Origin of the sequence: Streptomyces sp. NPDC029674 (assembly GCF_044903205.1) — a bacterium.
Taxonomy (GTDB): domain Bacteria; phylum Actinomycetota; class Actinomycetes; order Streptomycetales; family Streptomycetaceae; genus Streptomyces.
The window spans coordinates 609,758-627,712 of sequence record NZ_JBJDPY010000003.1 but is presented as its reverse complement, the minus strand read 5'-3'; the positions used below and the strand labels follow the sequence as shown (position 1 = coordinate 627,712).

The following is a 17,955-nucleotide window of genomic DNA, read 5'->3' as shown; positions in this document are numbered from 1 at the left end:
GGGGCCGTGAGAACACCCACTTCTTCGGCACGGTCCGTGTGACGCTGGTAACGCCATGATCACGCAGAGGCAACTGGAGCGTAACTGTCGCGTGTGACCAGCGCGGACTCATGCGGAATCATTCACCCAGAGCCGCTCAGAGCCGCTTCGAGCGTCTCGTGGACGGTGAAGACCGCCTCGGCCCCAGTGATCTCGAAGACCCTGGCGACCACCGGCAGCATTCCCGCCAGATGCACGCCGCCGCCCGCCGCCTCGGCCTTGAGCCGGGCACCGAGCAGCACGTTGAGCCCGGTGGAATCACAGAACTCAAGGCGTGAGCAGTCGACGACCAGTCGTGCAAATCCGTCCGTGATGCAGTTCTCGAGTGGCTCGCGCAACACGTCGGCGGTGTGGTGATCCAACTCACCCGCCGGGGTCACGACGGCACTCGTGCCCACCTTCCGGACTTCGACCAGAAGCCGGCCCCTGTGTGCGCTGCCGACCGTCCCGCGGTCCATCGTCACTCTCTTCCGACCGTCGTGGCTGTTGATGACGCCCCTGAACATTACGCCCTCCTGGCGGCCCGGGGTACCCGAACATCCCCCTGAATTCGGACATTTACCCGCAGAACGCACTTGCGACCGGCACGCGGAAGCGGGTAGGGGTAGAAGAGACATCAATCGACACGGACGGCTTTGGAGGCGCCGCACACCGCAGTGCACGTATTGGCATCGGCAGCCATATGCCGAGAACGATGGAGGACACCATGTCACCCCGGCTCGACGAATCGCATACTGACCAGGCGACGTCGACACTCCCGCCGCACCACTCCGCCACCGAGATCCCGGGCCCCGCTCCCGAGTCCGTACCCGCTCAGCGCGGGTCCATACCCACTCAGGACGGACTCGAAGGCCTCGACGACCTCCCCGAGATCCCGCCGTACGACGAGGTGGGGCCGCTGGACGCGAGGGCCCTGTCCAAAACTCTCTTCGAGCGCCTCGAATCGCTCGAAGAAGGAACGCACGAATACGCGTACGTCCGTAACACCCTGGTCGAACTGAACCTCGCCCTGGTGAAGTTCGCCGCCTCCCGGTTCCGCTCCCGCAGCGAGCCCATGGAGGACATCATCCAGGTCGGCACGATCGGCCTCATCAAGGCCATCGACCGCTTCGAGCTCAGTCGCGGCGTCGAGTTCCCCACCTTCGCCATGCCGACGATCGTCGGCGAGATCAAGCGCTTCTTCCGCGACACCAGCTGGTCGGTGCGGGTCCCGCGCCGCCTTCAAGAGCTCCGACTGGACCTCGCCAAGGCGGGCGACGAACTCGCCCAGCAGTTCGATCGCGCCCCCACGGTGGGCGAGCTCGCCGAGCGCCTGGGCATCTCCAACGACGAGGTCGTCGAAGGAATGGCCGCCTCCAACGCCTACACGGCGAGCTCCCTGGACGCGCAGCCCGAGGAGGACGACTCCGAAGGCGCCCTCGCGGACCGCATCGGCTACGAGGACCACGGCCTCGAAGGCATCGAGTACGTCGAGTCGCTGAAGCCGCTGATCGCCGAGCTGCCGTCGCGCGACCGCAAGATCCTCTCCCTCCGCTTCGTCGCCAACATGACGCAGTCGGAGATCGGCGAGGAGCTCGGCATCTCGCAGATGCATGTGTCGCGCCTGTTGTCGCGAACTCTCGTCAAGCTCCGCAAGGGACTGACGGTCGAGGAGTGAGCGCCGGCACCACTGCCCGCTTGAACGGCCCTGTGGGGCCCGCCCCTTGAAGAGGGGCGGGCCCCACTGCCGTGTCCCCTCCGGGCGGGAGCGGCATGCCGTGGATGACCGCCGGCCCGTAGTCCACACCCTCCATCGCGAGGGCGAGGGCGAGCGCCAGCCGCCGTTCCGCTTGCCCGGCGCGCACCCTCCCCCGGCAGCAGCCGCCCCAAGACCCGGTGCGCGAGCCGCTTCAGCACCTACGCCTCCCCCAGCTCGCACCAGACCGTCTTGCTGTCGGGCCCCTGCTCCACGCCCCACTGCAGCGAGACGGCGTCCAGCAGGGCGAGGCCGCGCCCCGTCTCGTCGTCCCGCCCCGCCCGGCGCAGCAGCGGCCAGGCCCGCGGGTCGGGGTCGGTGACCGCTACGCGGATCCGTCCGGCGCCGCCGGTGACTCTCACCTTCACGGGGGTGCCCTCGCCGAGGTGCAGGATCACGTTGCTGAGCAACTCGCTGACGCAGAGCTGCACGTCGGGGTGCGGGCCGTACGGGGACTCGCCCAGGGTGCGGCGGAGTTCGGGAACGGCTTTGGGAACGGCGAGCAGGGAGAGTTCGAAGTCCGGGGGCGGGGCTGGGTCTTGCATGGGTACGCCTTCCGTGCGCTCTGTGACGAGTTGGTCACACAGTGGCGTGGGGCGGCGTAGCGTGACAGGGGTTTGGATTCCACAGTGCGAAGTGTGGAGGCGGTCAACTGTGGCAGCGCGCAAGGACATCGACGGCTCGGTGAGCGTCCCCGCCTTCTACGGCAAGGAGTTGCGCTGGAAGCGGGAGGCGGCGGGCCGCACCCTCCAGGAGACGGTGCAGGGCAGCTACTACGGGGCTTCGTACCTGAGCGAGATCGAACGTGGGCAGCGTCGAATGCCGGTTGATCTGGCCCGCCACGTGGACCGGCTCCTGAAGACCGACGGCTTCTTCGAGCGTCGCTGCGCGGACGTGCACAAGGCACGGAGGAGCAAGCACGCGGAGTACTTCGCCCAAGTGGTGGAGATGGAGGCACGCGCCAAGGAGATCGAGGAGTGGAACCCCGTGTTCATTCCCGGTCCGCTCCAACTGGAGCCATACATCCGCGCCATTGTCCGGGCCAGCTGCCCCCGTGACACCGAGCAGGCGATCAAAACCAAGGTCGAGGCACGGCGCGAGCGGGCGTGGGTCTTCGAAGACTCGACGGGGCCGGAGTGCTGGCTCGTTCTGCACGAGTCGGTCCTGCGGCAACCGATCATCGGAGCGGACGCGATGGCGGAACAGCTCGCCCACATCGTCACCGTCGCCGAACGGCGGCGCTTCATTCCACAGGTCCTTCCGTGGAACTCCGGAGCGCACCCTTTCATGATGGGTACGACTTGGCTCATGACCTTCACCGACGCCCCGCCGGTGATGTACACGGAGGGCATGTACAGCGGGCAGATCATCGACGAGCCGGACCTCGTGCAGCAGTACACCAGCGCGTACGACCGCCTCAGAGCCGCCGCCCTGCCCCCTGAGGAATCCCTCAACATGATCGCGACAGCAGCGGAGGACTACGCCCATGGCAAGCACCGACTCTGATTTCGCCGCCACCCACTGGCGCAAGAGCAGCTACAGCAACGGCTCCGGCGGACTGTGCCTGGAGGTCGCCGACGGCCTCCCCGACCTCGTCCCCGTCCGGGACTCCAAGGTCACGGACGGCCCCGTCCTCGTCGTCCCGGCGACCGCCTGGGCGCCCTTCGTCGCCGCTGTCGTGGTGAATGAACTGGGCTGCTGAGGATGCACACCGACTGATCTTCGGGCCAGGGGGTCTCTGCATGACGTGTGAGGAGCAAGTCCGTTCCGCCGGCGGCACCGAGTGGCAAGACGCGTGGTCACTGCGGCGTGCGGGCCTGGAGAAGAAGCAGGATGAGCTCGCAGAGTTCGAGCGATCGGCGACCGAGTTCCGATACCTTCTGCCGTCCATGGTGACGGGTCTGCTGGCCACCCCCGACTACGTCAAAGCAAGCCTCGCCGGTGTCCCCTGTGACCACAGCAAGGTCATCGCGCAGAAGTTGCAGCGGCAGGCCGTCCTTCACGACACGGCAAAACAGTTCACGTTCATCCTGACCGAGCAAGCTGTCCGGTGGCCCTACCTCCCGCCTTCCGCCATGGCAGCGCAGTTGGACAGGCTGACAGTTGTCAGCCGACTGCCGAGCGTACGTCTCGGAGTGATGCCGCTGAACGGCGACCACACGCCCGTCGCGCCCTTGAACACATTTACGATCTATGACACTCGGGTCGCAACGGTGGAGACATCGATCGGAGTCATGGTGTCCCGGGACCGCCGCCATGTCACTGCATACCTGCAGGAGTTCGCTCGGTACGAGGAGTACGCCTTGTTCGGTGAAGAAGCACAAGAACTGCTGCACTCATGGGGCCAGCAGTTCATTTCGTGATCGTCTACCCGACAACGCGAATATTGGCGATGCGCCGTAGACCAGGCGCCTCTTGTCGTCCTACCGTCCTCGTGGCGGCGGGCGACGGTCCTGCGCCAAGGGAGATGACGATGGCGCGTGAGGAACTGACCCGCCTTACCGGCAGTGCCGAGGGACCCGACTGTGACGACGATGACTGCCCGAACGTCTACCGGACCAAGAGTGGTTCGTTCGTCGTCCAGGGGGAGTTGACAGACTTCTTCGTTCCGCCTGCCGGCGAGGGTCTGGTGGAAATTCCCGAGCATGTGCTGAGGGAGGCCGTCCGTGCTCTTGGATGGTGAGAACTGGCGTCGGTTCTTTGACGCCTTCAAGCAGGAAGCGTGGCGGTTCGAGGCCCAGCCGACGTACGCCATGCCCAAGGAGCAAGAAAATGTGGCCCGCTTCCTGCGGGGCGACAAAAAGCCCGTCGGCCACAACGCCCGCTGGCACGAGCGGGTGCGCGGCTACGTCGACTCCGGCAGACACATCGGCCGCGTCCGCATCGTGCGCCAGCCGCTCACCGCCTACCAGCGTTATCAATTCGCGTGGGGGATCCCCGACAACATCGCGGCAGGTGAGGACATCCGCATCCTGGATGTGACGCAGGACAGCTACGGCTTGCCGCTCTCAGGGCGCGACTGGTGGATGTTCGACGGGACCCGAATCGCCCACCTGAATTACCGACCGGACGGCACCCAAATCAACCGTGAGGCTTACGAGGGCGATCCGGCCCCCTACCGGGAGTGGAAGCGCATAGCCCTGGAGTATGCCGTGCCCTTCGAGGAGTACGTGAAGGGCCTTGACGTTTGACCCTGGGCAGCTAGGCCAGTCCAAGGCTGATCTGGCGGAAATGCTCCGCACTATGCGCAAGCGAGCCAGACGTACGCAGGTCTGGCTCGCTCAGCGCTGCAACATGTCCCAAACCAAGCTGAGCAACATCGAGACGGGACGGATCACCCCGGGCCTTGTCGATGTCGAGCTGATCCTCGGAGCACTTGAAGCACCTCCGGAACTCGTTTCGGAAGCATGCCTCCTTGCCCGGCTCGCAAATACGGAGTGGCAGGGCAAGCGAGCCTCGTGGCGAAGAGGGCTGGAAAAACGGCAAGCAGAATTGGCCGGTCTCGAAGCGGAAGCCACGACTTTCCGCTACTTCCTGCCTGCGATGGTGACAGGGCTCCTGGCCACACCTGAGTACATCAGAGCCAGCCTAGGCCACTCACCTGTGAACATCTCCAAGACTGTGGCCAGGAAGCTGCAGCGGCAAGCAGTCCTCTACGACAGCACAAAAAGATTTACGTTCCTACTGACGGAGCAGGCCGCAAAATGGCCCGTTATTCCGCATCTCGCAATGGCCGTTCAAATCGACCACCTTATCTCAATGTCACACCTCCCCCACTTGCGCATCGGCATCATCCCGCTGGGATCAGTGATGTCACGCGGCCCGATGAACAGCTTCACCGTCTACGACCAACGGTTGGCAACCGTCGAGACATTCACGGGACGCATAGTTTTCCAGGATGCCAGGGATATCGCGGAGCACCTTGAAGTGTTCAGCCTGTATGAGCGCCACGCCTTGTTCGGCGAAGACGCCCGGGCGCTGCTCGGCGAATGGGCTGCCGCCTACCGTTCCTGATCTTCTACCCCACAACGTGAATAACGCTGGAGCCTTCACGCCGGGTGGCCGATGCTTTACTCATGCCGACCGATCCGAGACGGGTCTGAGTCCGCTGTTTCCCCTGATCCCACAACGGAAGGTGAACCATGCCCGGAATCGACCTTTATGACTATCCCCTCTCCGAGGGCACCGTGTTCAGTAGGGCCTGCGGTGGCAACACGCATCCCGACGGCGAAGCGTGCGTGACTCTCGCCAAGATCGGCGACGGCGCGTGGGCCGTGGGAGACAGCAAGCGGCCCGACGTCGCGCCGCTGCGCTTCACCACGGCCGAGTTGGCCGCCGCCGGTATCGACCCGGCGAGGTTCGGGCTCTCCGCCTGACCCCGTATGCCTCGTGTCTCCGGCCGGGCTCCGTTCCCCCGCAGGGGTCGGGGCCGGCCGGACTCCATCGCTGCGTGCTCCCTCCCCCGCCCCGAAGGGGACGACTGTGCACCACCACGGCTACCTGTGGACCGGCCCCAAGCAGCGGTTCGACGATGAGGCTCTGCGTCGGCCGCCACCCCCGCACGTGCCCCCGGAGGGAAGCCGGCCCGAGCTGGTCCAGCGGCACCGCGAGGTGAAGGCGGAGTTCCGCCTCGTGGACCTGCCACCCCTGGAAACGGCGTACTGGCTGCTCAAGCCGGAGAAGCTGATCCGAGGCACGTGGGAGGAGCCGAAGGAGGCCGCGGAGTGGCTCGGAGAGCGGCTCGTCGAGTACGCGCCCCGGTTCGGCTCCGAGGCCGACCGGGACCATACGCGCCTCGCGGTGATCGTCGGATCCGCCGCCGAACGGCTCGGGTGGGGCGGAGACGTGTCCCACGGCTGCTATCTCGAACGGCCCGCCTTTCTGTCCTTGGCGCTCGTCTGCTGCTCCCCAAATCGTGCCGCACCCCAATTGGTCTGCCCCTCAAGCGGATTCGGTTCAGACCGACGACTCGGTACCGCCCTGCACTGACCAGAGGGGCCCCGCCGCCCGCGCCAACCTGGCCGCCGGTGAACCGTTCGGTGGCTGCCTCGGCGACTCGCGCCAGATCCCGCTCTTGGCCACTCGCAGCGGGGACGTTGATGGGTACCGGGGCCGCCCGGTTTTTTGCGGAGTGTGGCGCCTCCGGGCCACCAGTAAAGGGCGCTCCGCGTCGGCTGCGCCGATTCCGCTTCGCTCCACCCTTGACTGCCGTCCCTCCACCGCACGTAGACCTTGACCCGGACGGCCAGGGGTGGGGCCTGCGGGGACCTCTGTATGGGGCATTCCCTTTCACTGCCGGGTGCGGACCGGCCCATCGTGGGTGGCTGTCACGCTCGGGGCGCGGTCGTCCAGGCGGCCAGCCTGGTCGGGTCATCGGCTTTCCCGGCCGGGCGCGGTCCGGTCCAACGTGGGTGCCCGCTACGGTCTGGGCTCGCCCAGCCGCGCGGCCTCTCGGCTCGGGTCATCGGCTTTCGTCGCCGGGTGCGGGCTGGTCCATCGTGGGTCGATGCCACGCTTGGGGCTCGGTCTTCCACGTGCCCTCGGCGGCTGCCTCGGTCAGGGACCTACTTTGGGAAAGTTGCGAATCGGATCGGCGCGCGCCCCCTTGCCGCGCCCCGCGCGCCTGTCGCGCGTACCCATCCGGCCCGGGAATGGGACATAGCGGGACCGCATGCCGGGGGCGTATTGGTGTCGTGAGGGGGGCGCGCGGCACACGCATTCGCAACTTTCCCAAAGTAGGTGCCGTCGGGCGGCGGGCCCCGGCCTGACACCACATCGGCTGCGGCTCCCGCCCACGACGAGCCGGTCCGCACCCGGCAGCGAAAGCCGATGACCCGAGCGGAGAGGCCGGGCGCCTGGCCGAGCCGTGACCGTGGCGCGCACCCACGATGGGCCGGTCCGCACCCGGCAGCGCGAGCCGATGACCCGGACCGAGAGGCCGGGCGGGTGGCCGAGCCCAGGCCGTGACGGGCACCCACGATGGCCGGGTCGCAGGCGGCGGCGAGAGGTGATGACCCGAGCGGCGAAGCCGGGGGCGGCGCCTCGACCGTGACGGGGACTCACGTTGAGCCGGTCCGCACCCGGCAGTGAAAGGGGATGACCCGAGCAGGGAGCCCCGAAGCCCCCACCCCTGGCCGTCCGGGTCAACGTCTGCGTGCGGTGGAGGGACGGCAGTCAAGGGTGGAGCGGAGCGGAATCGGCGCAGCCGACGCGACGTAGGAGCGCCCTTTACTGGCGGCCCGGAGGCGCCACACTCCGCTAAAAACCGGGCGGCCCCGGTGACCATCGAAGGCACAGGCCCATCGAAGGGGAGCCGGGCCGCGTTCACCCCTTTGGTCGAGTTGATCCGGTTTTCGAACACGCCCTACGCTTTTGGGTTAGACGACGGCTGTCGCCGGACGGGGACGTTGCGAGGGCTGGGGCGGGGGCGGTCGTGAGCGTGGGGCCGGGGGAGGGTGGGGCCGGGCAGGGGCTGCTGGGGCGGGATGATGTTCTGCGGGCCGTGCGGGGGCAGTTGGGGCGAGCCGGCAGGGGGCAGGGTGGGCTGCTGTTGGTCACTGGTGAGGCCGGGATCGGCAAGACCGCTCTCACCGGGTGCGCGGTCCACGAGGCGCGGCGCGCAGGCATGGCCGTGCTGCGCGGGTCGTGTTGGGGCGCCGACGGTACGCCGGGGTACTGGCCCTGGACGCAGGTCATACGGGGTCTGCGCAGGTCCCTGCGGGCGGAGGCGTGGGAGGCCGCGTCGGAGGCCGCCGGTGTGGTGTGGCGGGTGCTGCTTGACGGCGGGGGCGGCGGGGACTGCGGGGACGGCGGGGCGGAGGAGTCGGGACGGTTCGAGCTGTTCGACGCGGTCACGACCATGCTGGTCAGCGCCTCGCAGCACCAGCCGGTGCTGGTCGTACTGGAAGACGTGCACTGGGCCGACACCGCGTCGGTCGCCCTCCTGGAGTTCGCGGCCCAGCACCTGTCGCTGGAACGGGTGTTGATCGTGGCGACGTGCAGACTCGTGGAGGTCGAGCGGCCGGACCACTCCCTGCGCGACCGGCTGCGGTCGTTGGCGGGCCGGGCGGCGACCCTCACGCTGAGCGGACTCGGCGCCGACGACGTCGCCGAGCTGATGCACCGTACGGCGGGCAGCACACCGGACAACAGGCTCGTCGCCGACGTGCTGCACCGGACGGGCGGCAACCCCTTCTTCGTACAGGAGACAGCGCGCCTGTGGGCCGGCGGTCACGACGTCAGCGGGACGTCGCCGGGACTGCATGCCTCCCTCCGGCAGCGGCTGGGCCTGCTGGACGGTGCCGTGGCCGATTGTCTGGGGGCCGCGTCCGTGCTCGGGCGGCGGTTCCGCACCGACACGCTGGCGAGTGTCATGGGTGCCCCGGTCGAGGACGTACGCCGGTGGCTGGGGCAGGCCGCGGACGCGCGGCTCGTGGCGTACGAACCCTCCGGCGACGGCGACGTGGTTCCGCGGGAGGTGGTCTTCGCGCATGATCTCGTGCGCGAGACCCTTTACGGCGGTCTGGACGCGCGGCTCGTACGCCGACTGCACGCGGCCGCCGTACGCGCACTGCGGAACACCGCGGACGCGCAGGACGTGACCCTTCCGGTGGAACTGGCCCGCCACGCCCACCTCGCCGCCGAGGAGCTGGACCGCGACGAGACCGTGGACCTGCTGCTGTCCGCCGCGCGGCATGCGGAGAACCGCATGGCGTACGAGGAAGCGGCCGGGCACTACGAGCGTGCCCTGCACCGCCTCGAGGATGCCGCCCCGGCGCGACGCGTGCTGCTCGGCCTCCACTTCGGGACGGCGCTCCAGATGCTGGGTGAGCACGAGCGTTCGTGGCGCGTGTACGCCGACGCCGCCGCCCTGGCGCGGGATCTGGGCGACCCGCTGACGATGGGGCGGACCGCGCTGACCCTGTACGGGTCCGACGGGCGCGGCGACACCGCGCTGCTGAAGCCGCGCGCCCTGCGGTGGGCCTACGAACAGCAGCGCGCCGCTTCCGGTGATCCGACAGCGGGGGACGACGGCGAACTGCCCCTGTCGCAGTCCTCCCTGGCCCGGCACGTCGCGGCCGGCGTGGTCGCCGGGGCCCGCGCGGCGGGTGACGACGACACGTTGCACATCGGGCTCTGGGCGCGGCTGCAGTCGGAGTGGGGGCCGCGGACGGCGGGCGGCCGGCGGGCCCTCGCGGAAGAGCTCGTCGCGGTGTCCCGGCGCCGCGGCGACCGGTGGACGGAGCACGTGGCGATGTCCATGCGCTGGGTCGCCGCGCTCGAGTCGGACGACCCGCGCTTCATGGCGGACTTCCACGCCATGGTGGCCCTGGGCGCCGCCGACGGCTCCACCCGCCTGCGGCTGCACTCCGTGATCGACCACAGCATCGTCCACGCCCTGACCGGCAGGTTCGGCGAGGCGGCGGAGCTGCTCGAAGCCTCGGAGTCGATGAGCAGCAAGGGCGCCAACTACTACCAGTACTTCGTCTCCCACCACCGCTGGAGCCTCCTCGTACTGCGCGGCAGGTTCACCGAGGCGAGGCAGCTCCTTGACACGCTGCGGGCCCAGCAGCATCCGTACGTCGACCTCGTCGAGGCCCTCGCCGGCCTGGAAGCCGGTGAACGCCGGAGCGCGCCCGTTCCCCGGCCGGGCGCGGGGGCCGGCGGTGACACGGTCCTCCACCGCAGCGTCACCCCGCTGTGGCTGCGCTACCAGGCGCAGGCGGCCGCCGCGTCGGGCGACCCGGCGTGGTGCGACAACGCCCACGCCGCGCTGGTCCCGTACACCGGCCAGTGGCTGGTCTCCCTCTTCGGGTGGGACATCAGCGGCCCGGCCACGCTCTGGCTGGGCATCCTCGACGCCGCGCGGCAGCGCTGGGACTCGGCCGTACGCCATCTCACCGAGGCATGCCGGTCGGCCGACCGGTTGCACGCCCTGCCCTGGTCGCTGCGGTCCCGCCTCGAACTGGCGGCCGCGATCGCGGCGCAGGACGCCCACGACGAGCGGTACGTGGCCACGCTGCTCGGCGAGGCCGCGGCACAGGCGCACGAGCTCGGCATGACGCATCTGCTCACCCGAGTCGAGCACGTGGGCGGCGGTCCCGCGGACGCAGGCCACCCCGATCCGGACGGCACACCCGCCGCGTACGAGTTCCGCCGCAACGGCGAGGTGTGGCGGCTGACGTACGAGGGCCGCACCGAGCACATGCCCGACGCGAAGGGGCTGCGCGACCTGCACTGTCTGCTGAGTCTGCCCGGCCAGGACATCGCGGCCGTCCGGCTGCTGAACCCGGACGACGACGCCGTCGCCACCGAGCACGGCATGGGGGCCGACGAGGTGCTCGACGACGAGGCCCGCACCCGCTACCGGCGCCATCTGGAGCGGCTCGACGAAGAGATCGACCGGGCGGTCGAGCAGGGGGACGAGCAGCGTGCGGCCGCCTACGACCAGGAGCGCGCCGACCTGCTGGAGGAGCTGCGCCGGTACGCGGGCCTCGGAGGCCGTCCGCGCCGCCTGGGCGACTCGCGCGAGCGCGCCCGCAAGAACGTCACCGCCCGCATCCGGGACACGTTGCGCAAGCTGGACCAGCAGCACCCCGAGCTGGCGGCCCACCTGCGCCGCACCCTCTCCACGGGCACGATGTGCCGCTACACCCCGGACGGCCGGGCTCTCCCATGGAAGCTGTGACCGGCAGCCGTCAGCCGTCGCGGACACCACTGGTCTGCGGTGTCCGCGACGGCCTGGTGCGCGAAGGCAGGGTCACAGCGGTTGCCAGTCGAGCCAGGTGCTGCCGGGCTGGTGCTGCCAGCGGTGGTGCACGCCGCCGGAGTTGTTCGCGACGATCTCCAGTCGGCCGTCCCGGTTGCGCAGGGCCTGGATGAAGTAGCCCCCACCGCCGAAGTCCTGCCAGGTGCGCCACGCACCCGACGCGTCCACCTGGTAGTTGTGCTGCAGGACGTCGTCGTTCATGGCGAAGACCTCGATCCGCTCGTCGTGGGACTCCACCACCGCGAGCCGCGCGCCCGCAGGGCCGCCCATGGGCTGCCACTCATGCCAGTCACCGGCCGGCACGTTCTGCCAACGGTGATGTACCCCGGACGAGTTGGTCGCGAAGACCTCCAGCCGCCCGTCGCGGTTCCTCGCCACCGCCAGATGCTCACCCCCGAGACCGAAGTCGACCCACTCCCGCCACGTCCCGGCCAGATCCGTCTGGCAGGTGTGGCGGAAGATGTCGTCGTTCATGGCGAACACCTCGATGCGCCCGTCCGACGCCGGAGCCGCCGCCAGACGCGCACCCGCCGGACCGCCCAACGGCCGCCAGTCGTGCCACGTACCACCCGGCGTGTTGTGCCAACGGTGATGCACACCCCCGGCGTTGGAGGCGAACACCTCCAAGCGGCCGTCCTGATTGCGCCCGACCGCCAGGTGGTCGCCACCCTCACCGAACGCGTACCAGTCGGCCCACTCCGCCGACACCTTCGCCTGGTACCGGTGCATGAACGTGTCACCGTTCATCGCGAACAGCTCCAGCCTGCCGTCCGGTGACGCCGCCAGCGCCAGGGCCGCCGACGCGGGCCCGCCGAACGCCCGCCAGCCCGACCACGCACCACCCGGCTCAAGCTGATACGTGTGGTAAATCTGGTCGACCGCCGCGTGGAACACCTCCGCACGACCGTCCGCCGACATCCCCACCGCGAGCCGCTGCCGCCGGTCCGGCTTCCCCGGGCCGACCGACTCCTTCGCCTCGTCGAGCAGCGCGCGGGCCTTGCCCTCGGCCTGGTCGTACCGGTCGGGGAACGCGGAACGCTGCACCCGCTGGGCCGTCTGCCCGGCCGTGAGGTTCGGGTGCTGCTCCTCGACGCGGATCGCCCGCGTGAAGAACTGCTCGGCGGCGTACGGCACGTGCCTGATCTGTTGCGGTGTGCCCCAGCCCTGGCTCGGGCGCTGCTGGAAGACGCCCAGGGAGTCGCGGTCGCCGCAGTCGAGGTTGTTCATGTGGGACTCGACCCAGCCGGCTTCGAAGCCGGCGAGCATCACTTTGTCGGACACCCCCAGATCGCGGCCGACGGTGTACACCGTCTTGGTGACGTCCAGGTCTCGGTCCGGGGGTACGCGGCAAGGTGCCATGGGAGTGCTCCTGTCTGTACGAGGGGGGAGTGAGGGCGGCGTTACAGCGGTTGCCAGTCCAGCCAGGTGCTGCCGGGCTGGTGCTGCCAACGGTGGTGCACGCCACCGGAGTTGTTGGCGACGATCTCGAGGCGGCCGTCCCGGTTGCGCAGGGCCTGGATGAAGTAGCCCCCGCCGCCGAAGTCCTGCCAGGTGCGCCACGCGCCCGACGCGTCCACCTGGTAGTTGTGCTGCAGGACGTCGTCGTTCATGGCGAAGACCTCGATCCGCTCGTCGTGGGACTCCACCACCGCGAGCCGTGCGCTCACCGGTCCGCCCATGGGCTGCCACTCGTGCCAGTCACCGGCCGGCACGTTCTGCCAACGGTGATGTACCCCGGACGTGTTGGTCGCGAAGACCTCCAGTCGGCCGTCGCGGTTCTTGGCCAGCGCCAGGTGCTCGCCGCCCAGGCCGAAGTCGACCCACTCCCGCCACGTTCCCGTCAGATCGGTCTGGCAGGTGTGGCGGAAGATGTCGTCGTTCATGGCGAACACCTCAATGCGCCCGTCCGACGCCGGAGCCGCAGCCAGACGCGCATCCGCCGGACCGCCCAAGGGCCGCCAGTCGTGCCACGTGCCACCCGGCGTGTTGTGCCAGCGGTGGTGGACCCCGTCCCCGTTGGAGGCGAAGACTTCCAGGCGGCCGTCGTGGTTCTTGGCCACGGCCAGGTGGTCCCCGCCGCCGCCGAACGCGTACCAGTCGGCCCATTCCGCCGACACCTTCGCCTGGTACCGGTGCATGAACGTGTCGCCGTTCATGGCGAAGAGTTCCAGCCTGCCGTCCGGTGACGCCGCCAGCGCGAGGGCCGCCGAGGCGGGGCCGCCGAACGCCCGCCAGCCCGACCACGCACCACCCGGCTCAAGCTGATACGTGTGGTAGATCTGGTCGACCGCCGCGTGAAAGACCTCCACACGGCCGTCCGCCGACATCCCCACCGCGAGCCGCTGCCGCCGGTCCGGCTTCCCCGGGCCTTTCCACCAGCTCGTCTCCTTGCGGGCGCCGGCCCACGAGAAGCTGAAGTGGATGTGGTTGGTGTGCGGGTTGGCGCCCCGGTACGGCTGCCAGCCGGCGTCGGGGCGGTTGGCCATCCAGATGCGCCGGTTCCAGATCATGTACATGATGCCGAAGCGGCGGGCGAGGGCGTGCGGATTGCCGTGCCGGTCCGTGGCGTGCAGCCAGTTGATCAGGTCGTCGGCCAGATGTTCCTGGCCCTGCACGTTCACGCCCCAGTCCCAGGCCCGGCCCTCCTTGTGCTCGCTCTGGCCTCCGCTGCCGCAGGCCCTGCTGATGCCCATGTCCGTCGTACCGGCATACGCGTCGAGCACCAGCTCGCGGAAGCCGACAAGGCCGGGTTTGGCCTCGGGGTCGCAGTCGCGCTGCGGTTCGTAGGGCGCGTACGGATCGATGTCAGGACCGAATTCGGGTGCGGTGGGTGCCATGTCCGGCTCCTCGGGTCCCAGCCCCTCGCCCGGTGCGAAGGAGCTTCGTACCCCTGGGGCGCGTGATGGGAACGCGCGGCCGCCAGACGCGATCACGCGCCTGCCCTGTAACAGGGGCGCGGGCCCGCGCCTCGTTCAGGTCGTCTTCGGTGCGTCCGCGCGCCGGGACAGGCACCCACGAGGAAGGCTTCCGTCGTGATCCATCGCAGAGCTCCCCACGCTCCCCACACTCCCCACCGGGCGGCCGTCGCGCTGACTGCCACCGCCTTGACGTTCACCGCGCTGTTGTCCGCCCCGCTCGCCTCCGCGGCGAAGCCCGGCCCCGGCCCCGGTATCGATCCGGTGCCGCACACCGGCGAGATCGTGCGCACCGACGCCGGCCTGGTCCGCGGCGCCCGGTCGGGCCCGCACCGGATCTTCCGGGGCGTCCCCTACGCGGGCGCCCCCGAGGGACGCCACCGCTGGGCGCCGCCCCGCCCCGTACAGCCGTGGAAGGGGGTCAGGGACGCCACGAAGCCCGGGCCGCTGTGTCCGCAGGTCCCCTCGGCGTACGCGCCCATCTCCAGCACCGAGGAGGACTGCCTGGCCCTGAACGTCACGACGCCACCGGCCACGGACCGGCACCTGCGGCGGGCCGCGCCCGTGCTCGTATGGATCCACGGGGACGGGTCCGTGGGCGGGGGCGGCTTCTTCGACGGGCGCCGGCTGGCCGGGCGCGGCCTGGTGGTCGTCACCGTCAACTACCGCCTCGGCGTCTTCGGCGGTCTCGCCCTGCCGGGTCTCCGCGGCTCCGGCACCTTCGGCCTCCAGGACCAGCGCGCCGCCCTCACCTGGGTACGGAACAACGCGCGGGCCTTCGGCGGCGATCCCGGCAACGTCACCGTGGCCGGTGTGTCGTTCGGCGCGTCCGCCGTGGCCGGGCACCTGACGTCACCCGCGTCCAAGGGTCTGTTCCACCGGGCCGTCATGGCGAGCGGCGAGGCCGTGATGGACATGCCGGCCGGCGCGATGGGCCCCGGCGTGCCGGGATATCCGTGGTACGCCTGGCGGACGGGCCGGGAGATGGAGGACATCACCACCGAGATGACCTCGACCCTCGGCTGCCGGGACCGCCGCCGCCCGCAGCGCACGCTCGCCTGCCTGCGCGCCCTGCCCGTGAAGACGATCCTGAAGGTGCCGCACATCATGAACGCCTTCCAGGCGTTCGGATACGGCAACGCCACCCTGCCCGAGCTGCCCCCGAAGGCGCTGCGCGCCGGACGTTTCCACCGCGTGCCCGTCCTGTCGGGGGCGACGCTCGACGAACACCGCACGTTCGTCGGGATGCTGTACGACGCGGTGGGCAGGAAGTTCACCGAGGCCGACTACGGGCGGGCGCTGCGCACCGCGTTCGGCAAGGCGTCGGCGAAGCGGGTGCGGGCCGAGTACCCCACGGACGCGTTCCCCTCCCCCGCGCTGGCGTGGGCCACCGTGATCACCGACCGCATGTGGGCGCGCGGCACGCACGCCCAGCACGAGGCGCTGGCCCGGCAAGTCCCGGTGTACGCCTACGAGTTCGCGGACCGCGACGCGCCGATGTTCCTGCCGCTGCCCGGCGACTTCGACTTCGGCGCCTTCCACGCGGGCGACATCCCGTACCTGTTCGAGGACGAGACGGCCGAGCCGCGGTTCACTCCGGCGCAGCGGCGTCTGTCGGCGGCGATGAGCGGATACTGGGCCGCGTTCGCCCGCACCGGTACGCCGGGGGCCGGAGGCCTGCCCGCCTGGCCGTCCTACCGGCCGGGCCGCCACGTCAGCCGGCCGTACACCCAGTCACTGGCACCGCACCGGATCGGGCCCGTCGACTACTACCGGGAGCACAACCTCGCCTTCTGGGAGGGGCAGCGAGGGGTGACGCGGTAGACACGCCAAGGGGGGCCACCCGCGAAGGTGGCCCCCCGAAAAGCCCTTAGCGGGTCGGCGGCTTGACCCAGCCCTTGCGGACCAGCTGGTCACAGTGCCACTTGCCCTGCGCCGGGCTCTCCCCCTTGTCGGCGGTCGCCTTGAGGCAGTCCGCGTAGGGGAAGGGGGGTCCCTGGTTGGGGGCGGCGGGGGCGGCCTGGGCGGTCGCCGCCGACATGCCGATTCCGCCGGCAGCCACCGCGAGGGCCAGGGCCATACTCATTCGACGCACGGGGTTCTCCTCTTCTCGCGCCGGAGCGGAACACTCCGGCAATCGCTCGACGGATCGCTCAACGAGAGAGGCCGCCGACGGGAAATCACCCATCCGCTTTAACTCGCGTGCCCCGGCGCCACACCTCACCGACCAGCGGGACCCCCGGCCGGTACGCCAGGTGGACGTGGCTCGGGGCGTCGAGGAGGGCCAGGTCCGCGCGGGCGCCCTCGCGGATGACGCCGACGTCCGTGCGGCGCAGGGCCGCCGCGCCGCCCGCCGTCGCCGACCAGACCGCCTCGTCCGGGGTCATGCCCATGTCCCGTACGGCCAGGGCGATGCAGAACGGCACCGAGGACGTGAAGGACGAGCCCGGGTTGCAGTCCGTGGAGAGGGCCACCGTCGCGCCCGCGTCCAGGAGGCGGCGGGCGTCGGGCCACTCGGCGCGGGTGGAGAACTCCGCGCCGGGGAGGAGCGTGGCGACCGTGTTGCTGTTCGCGAGGGCGTCGACGTCGGCGTCGGTGAGGTGCGTGCAGTGGTCGGCGCTCGCCGCGTCCAGCTCGACGGCCAGTTGCACGCCCGGGCCGTACGAGAGCTGATTCGCGTGGACGCGGGGGTGCAGGCCCTTCGCCTTGCCCGCCGTCAGGATCGCGCGGGCCTGGTCGCCGTCGAACGCGCCCTTCTCGCAGAACACGTCGATCCAGCGGGCGTGCGGCGCGCACGCGTCCAGCATCTCGCCCGTGACCAGCTCCACGTATCCGGCCGGGTCCTCCGCGTAGTCCGGGGAGACGATGTGCGCGCCGAGGAAGGTGACCTCGTCGGTGTGCCGCGACGCGATGCGGAGGGCGCGGGACTCGTCCTCCGTGTTGAGGCCGTAGCCCGACTTCGTCTCGAACGTGGTCGTGCCCTGGTGGAGGGCCTCGCGGAGGTAGTGGGTGAGGTTCGCTTCGAGTTCGGCGTCCGTCGCGGCCCGGGTCGCGGCGACCGTCGTACGGATGCCTCCTGCCTCGTACGCGCGGCCCGACATGCGGGCGTTGAACTCCTGCGTGCGGTCGCCCGCGAAGACGAGGTGGGAGTGGGAGTCGACGAAGCCCGGGATCGCGGCGCGGTTCTTCGCGTCGTACGTCTCGTCCGCCGCCGGGGCCTTGGCGGCCGGGCCCACCCAGGCGATGGTCTCGCCGTCCAGGACGACGGCTGCGTCCGTGAGGAGGCCGAGGGGGGTGCCGTCGCCCTGCGAGGGGTCGTTGGTGACGAGGGAGGCGATGTTGGTGATGAGGGTGGTGGTGCTGGGCATGGGGCTTCTCCGGGTGGGTGGGGGCTGGTGTCCGAGCGGGTTTCCTTCCCCGATCCCGCCCCTTCCCGAAACCAAGGGGCTCCGCCCCCTGGACCCCCGTCAATCGCCCTTCGGGCTCGTCCTCAAACG

General features: G+C 70.0%; 17 protein-coding genes. 11 read left to right on the top strand and 6 right to left on the bottom strand.

Annotated elements, in window-relative coordinates; all coding sequences use genetic code 11:
* Positions 1-122: 122 nt before the first annotated feature.
* Positions 123-497 (bottom strand): STAS domain-containing protein, encoded by a 375-nt coding sequence (locus ACI2L3_RS10230; RefSeq protein WP_404751940.1) that lies wholly within the window; start codon positions 495-497, stop codon positions 123-125.
* A 236-nt stretch (positions 498-733) separates the two neighbouring features.
* On the opposite strand from ACI2L3_RS10230, the gene ACI2L3_RS10225 reads away from it, so the two are divergent.
* Positions 734-1,696 (top strand): RNA polymerase sigma factor SigF, encoded by a 963-nt coding sequence (locus ACI2L3_RS10225; protein WP_404751860.1) that lies wholly within the window; start codon positions 734-736, stop codon positions 1,694-1,696.
* A 239-nt stretch (positions 1,697-1,935) separates the two neighbouring features.
* Here ACI2L3_RS10225 and ACI2L3_RS10220 read toward each other — a convergent pair whose 3' ends face one another.
* Positions 1,936-2,319, bottom strand: a complete 384-nt coding sequence (locus ACI2L3_RS10220; RefSeq protein ID WP_404751859.1) for an ATP-binding protein — start codon at positions 2,317-2,319, stop codon at positions 1,936-1,938.
* Between the two features lie 109 nt (positions 2,320-2,428).
* Here ACI2L3_RS10220 and ACI2L3_RS10215 point away from each other — a divergent pair, with 109 nt between their 5' ends.
* From ACI2L3_RS10215 to ACI2L3_RS10175, 9 genes are all read left to right on the top strand, one after another.
* Complete coding sequence (locus ACI2L3_RS10215; RefSeq protein ID WP_404751858.1) at positions 2,429-3,280, top strand: Scr1 family TA system antitoxin-like transcriptional regulator; 852 nt, start codon at positions 2,429-2,431, stop codon at positions 3,278-3,280.
* On the top strand, positions 3,261-3,476 hold the full coding sequence (locus tag ACI2L3_RS10210) for a DUF397 domain-containing protein (protein ID WP_404751857.1): 216 nt from the start codon (positions 3,261-3,263) through the stop codon (positions 3,474-3,476). Before ACI2L3_RS10215 ends, ACI2L3_RS10210 begins: the two co-directional genes overlap by 20 nt.
* A gap of 40 nt (positions 3,477-3,516) precedes the next feature.
* The gene (locus tag ACI2L3_RS10205; protein WP_404751856.1) at positions 3,517-4,137 is read left to right on the top strand and encodes a DUF5753 domain-containing protein; all 621 of its coding nucleotides are present in this window, start codon (positions 3,517-3,519) and stop codon (positions 4,135-4,137) included.
* 110 nt (positions 4,138-4,247) lie between these two features.
* A complete protein-coding gene (locus ACI2L3_RS10200; protein WP_404751855.1) occupies positions 4,248-4,457 on the top strand; it encodes a hypothetical protein in 210 nt (69 codons plus the stop codon).
* On the top strand, positions 4,441-4,965 hold the full coding sequence (locus ACI2L3_RS10195; RefSeq protein WP_404751854.1) for a DUF6879 family protein: 525 nt from the start codon (positions 4,441-4,443) through the stop codon (positions 4,963-4,965). Before ACI2L3_RS10200 ends, ACI2L3_RS10195 begins: the two co-directional genes overlap by 17 nt.
* The gene (locus tag ACI2L3_RS10190) at positions 4,955-5,788 is read left to right on the top strand and encodes a helix-turn-helix domain-containing protein (RefSeq protein WP_404751853.1); all 834 of its coding nucleotides are present in this window, start codon (positions 4,955-4,957) and stop codon (positions 5,786-5,788) included. Before ACI2L3_RS10195 ends, ACI2L3_RS10190 begins: the two co-directional genes overlap by 11 nt.
* A 128-nt stretch (positions 5,789-5,916) precedes the next feature.
* On the top strand, positions 5,917-6,150 hold the full coding sequence (locus ACI2L3_RS10185) for a DUF397 domain-containing protein (protein ID WP_404751852.1): 234 nt from the start codon (positions 5,917-5,919) through the stop codon (positions 6,148-6,150).
* A gap of 106 nt (positions 6,151-6,256) precedes the next feature.
* Positions 6,257-6,763, top strand: coding sequence for a hypothetical protein (locus ACI2L3_RS10180; protein ID WP_404751851.1), 507 nt, complete (start codon positions 6,257-6,259; stop codon positions 6,761-6,763).
* Between the two features lie 1,444 nt (positions 6,764-8,207).
* The gene (locus ACI2L3_RS10175) at positions 8,208-11,462 is read left to right on the top strand and encodes an AAA family ATPase (RefSeq protein WP_404751850.1); all 3,255 of its coding nucleotides are present in this window, start codon (positions 8,208-8,210) and stop codon (positions 11,460-11,462) included.
* Positions 11,463-11,534: 72 nt separating this feature from the next.
* On the opposite strand, the gene ACI2L3_RS10170 is transcribed toward ACI2L3_RS10175, so the two are convergent.
* A complete protein-coding gene (locus ACI2L3_RS10170) occupies positions 11,535-12,902 on the bottom strand; it encodes a peptidase M23 (protein ID WP_404751849.1) in 1,368 nt (455 codons plus the stop codon).
* Between the two features lie 41 nt (positions 12,903-12,943).
* Positions 12,944-14,380 (bottom strand): hypothetical protein, encoded by a 1,437-nt coding sequence (locus ACI2L3_RS10165; protein WP_404751848.1) that lies wholly within the window; start codon positions 14,378-14,380, stop codon positions 12,944-12,946.
* Between the two features lie 195 nt (positions 14,381-14,575).
* Here ACI2L3_RS10165 and ACI2L3_RS10160 point away from each other — a divergent pair, with 195 nt between their 5' ends.
* Complete coding sequence (locus ACI2L3_RS10160; RefSeq protein WP_404751847.1) at positions 14,576-16,282, top strand: carboxylesterase/lipase family protein; 1,707 nt, start codon at positions 14,576-14,578, stop codon at positions 16,280-16,282.
* Between the two features lie 46 nt (positions 16,283-16,328).
* Here the strand turns inward: ACI2L3_RS10160 and ACI2L3_RS10155 are convergent, their stop codons facing one another.
* Entirely contained in the window at positions 16,329-16,544 is a 216-nt protein-coding gene (locus ACI2L3_RS10155) for a hypothetical protein (protein WP_404751939.1), read from the bottom strand.
* 94 nt (positions 16,545-16,638) lie between these two features.
* Entirely contained in the window at positions 16,639-17,826 is a 1,188-nt protein-coding gene (gene hutI, locus ACI2L3_RS10150) for an imidazolonepropionase (RefSeq protein WP_404751846.1), read from the bottom strand.
* Positions 17,827-17,955: the final 129 nt, after the last annotated feature.

Excerpts from the sequence above, each read along its gene's own strand:
- ACI2L3_RS10230 (WP_404751940.1), bottom strand. The coding sequence starts at position 497 with ATGGACCGCGGGACGGTCGGCAGCGCACACAGGGGCCGGCTTCTGGTC.
- ACI2L3_RS10225 (WP_404751860.1), top strand. The coding sequence starts at position 734 with ATGGAGGACACCATGTCACCCCGGCTCGACGAATCGCATACTGACCAG.
- ACI2L3_RS10220 (WP_404751859.1), bottom strand. The coding sequence starts at position 2,319 with ATGCAAGACCCAGCCCCGCCCCCGGACTTCGAACTCTCCCTGCTCGCC.
- ACI2L3_RS10210 (WP_404751857.1), top strand. The coding sequence starts at position 3,261 with ATGGCAAGCACCGACTCTGATTTCGCCGCCACCCACTGGCGCAAGAGC.
- ACI2L3_RS10205 (WP_404751856.1), top strand. The coding sequence starts at position 3,517 with ATGACGTGTGAGGAGCAAGTCCGTTCCGCCGGCGGCACCGAGTGGCAA.
- ACI2L3_RS10200 (WP_404751855.1), top strand. The coding sequence starts at position 4,248 with ATGGCGCGTGAGGAACTGACCCGCCTTACCGGCAGTGCCGAGGGACCC.
- ACI2L3_RS10185 (WP_404751852.1), top strand. The coding sequence starts at position 5,917 with ATGCCCGGAATCGACCTTTATGACTATCCCCTCTCCGAGGGCACCGTG.
- ACI2L3_RS10170 (WP_404751849.1), bottom strand. The coding sequence starts at position 12,902 with ATGGCACCTTGCCGCGTACCCCCGGACCGAGACCTGGACGTCACCAAG.
- ACI2L3_RS10165 (WP_404751848.1), bottom strand. The coding sequence starts at position 14,380 with ATGGCACCCACCGCACCCGAATTCGGTCCTGACATCGATCCGTACGCG.
- ACI2L3_RS10155 (WP_404751939.1), bottom strand. The coding sequence starts at position 16,544 with ATGAGTATGGCCCTGGCCCTCGCGGTGGCTGCCGGCGGAATCGGCATG.
- hutI (WP_404751846.1), bottom strand. The coding sequence starts at position 17,826 with ATGCCCAGCACCACCACCCTCATCACCAACATCGCCTCCCTCGTCACC.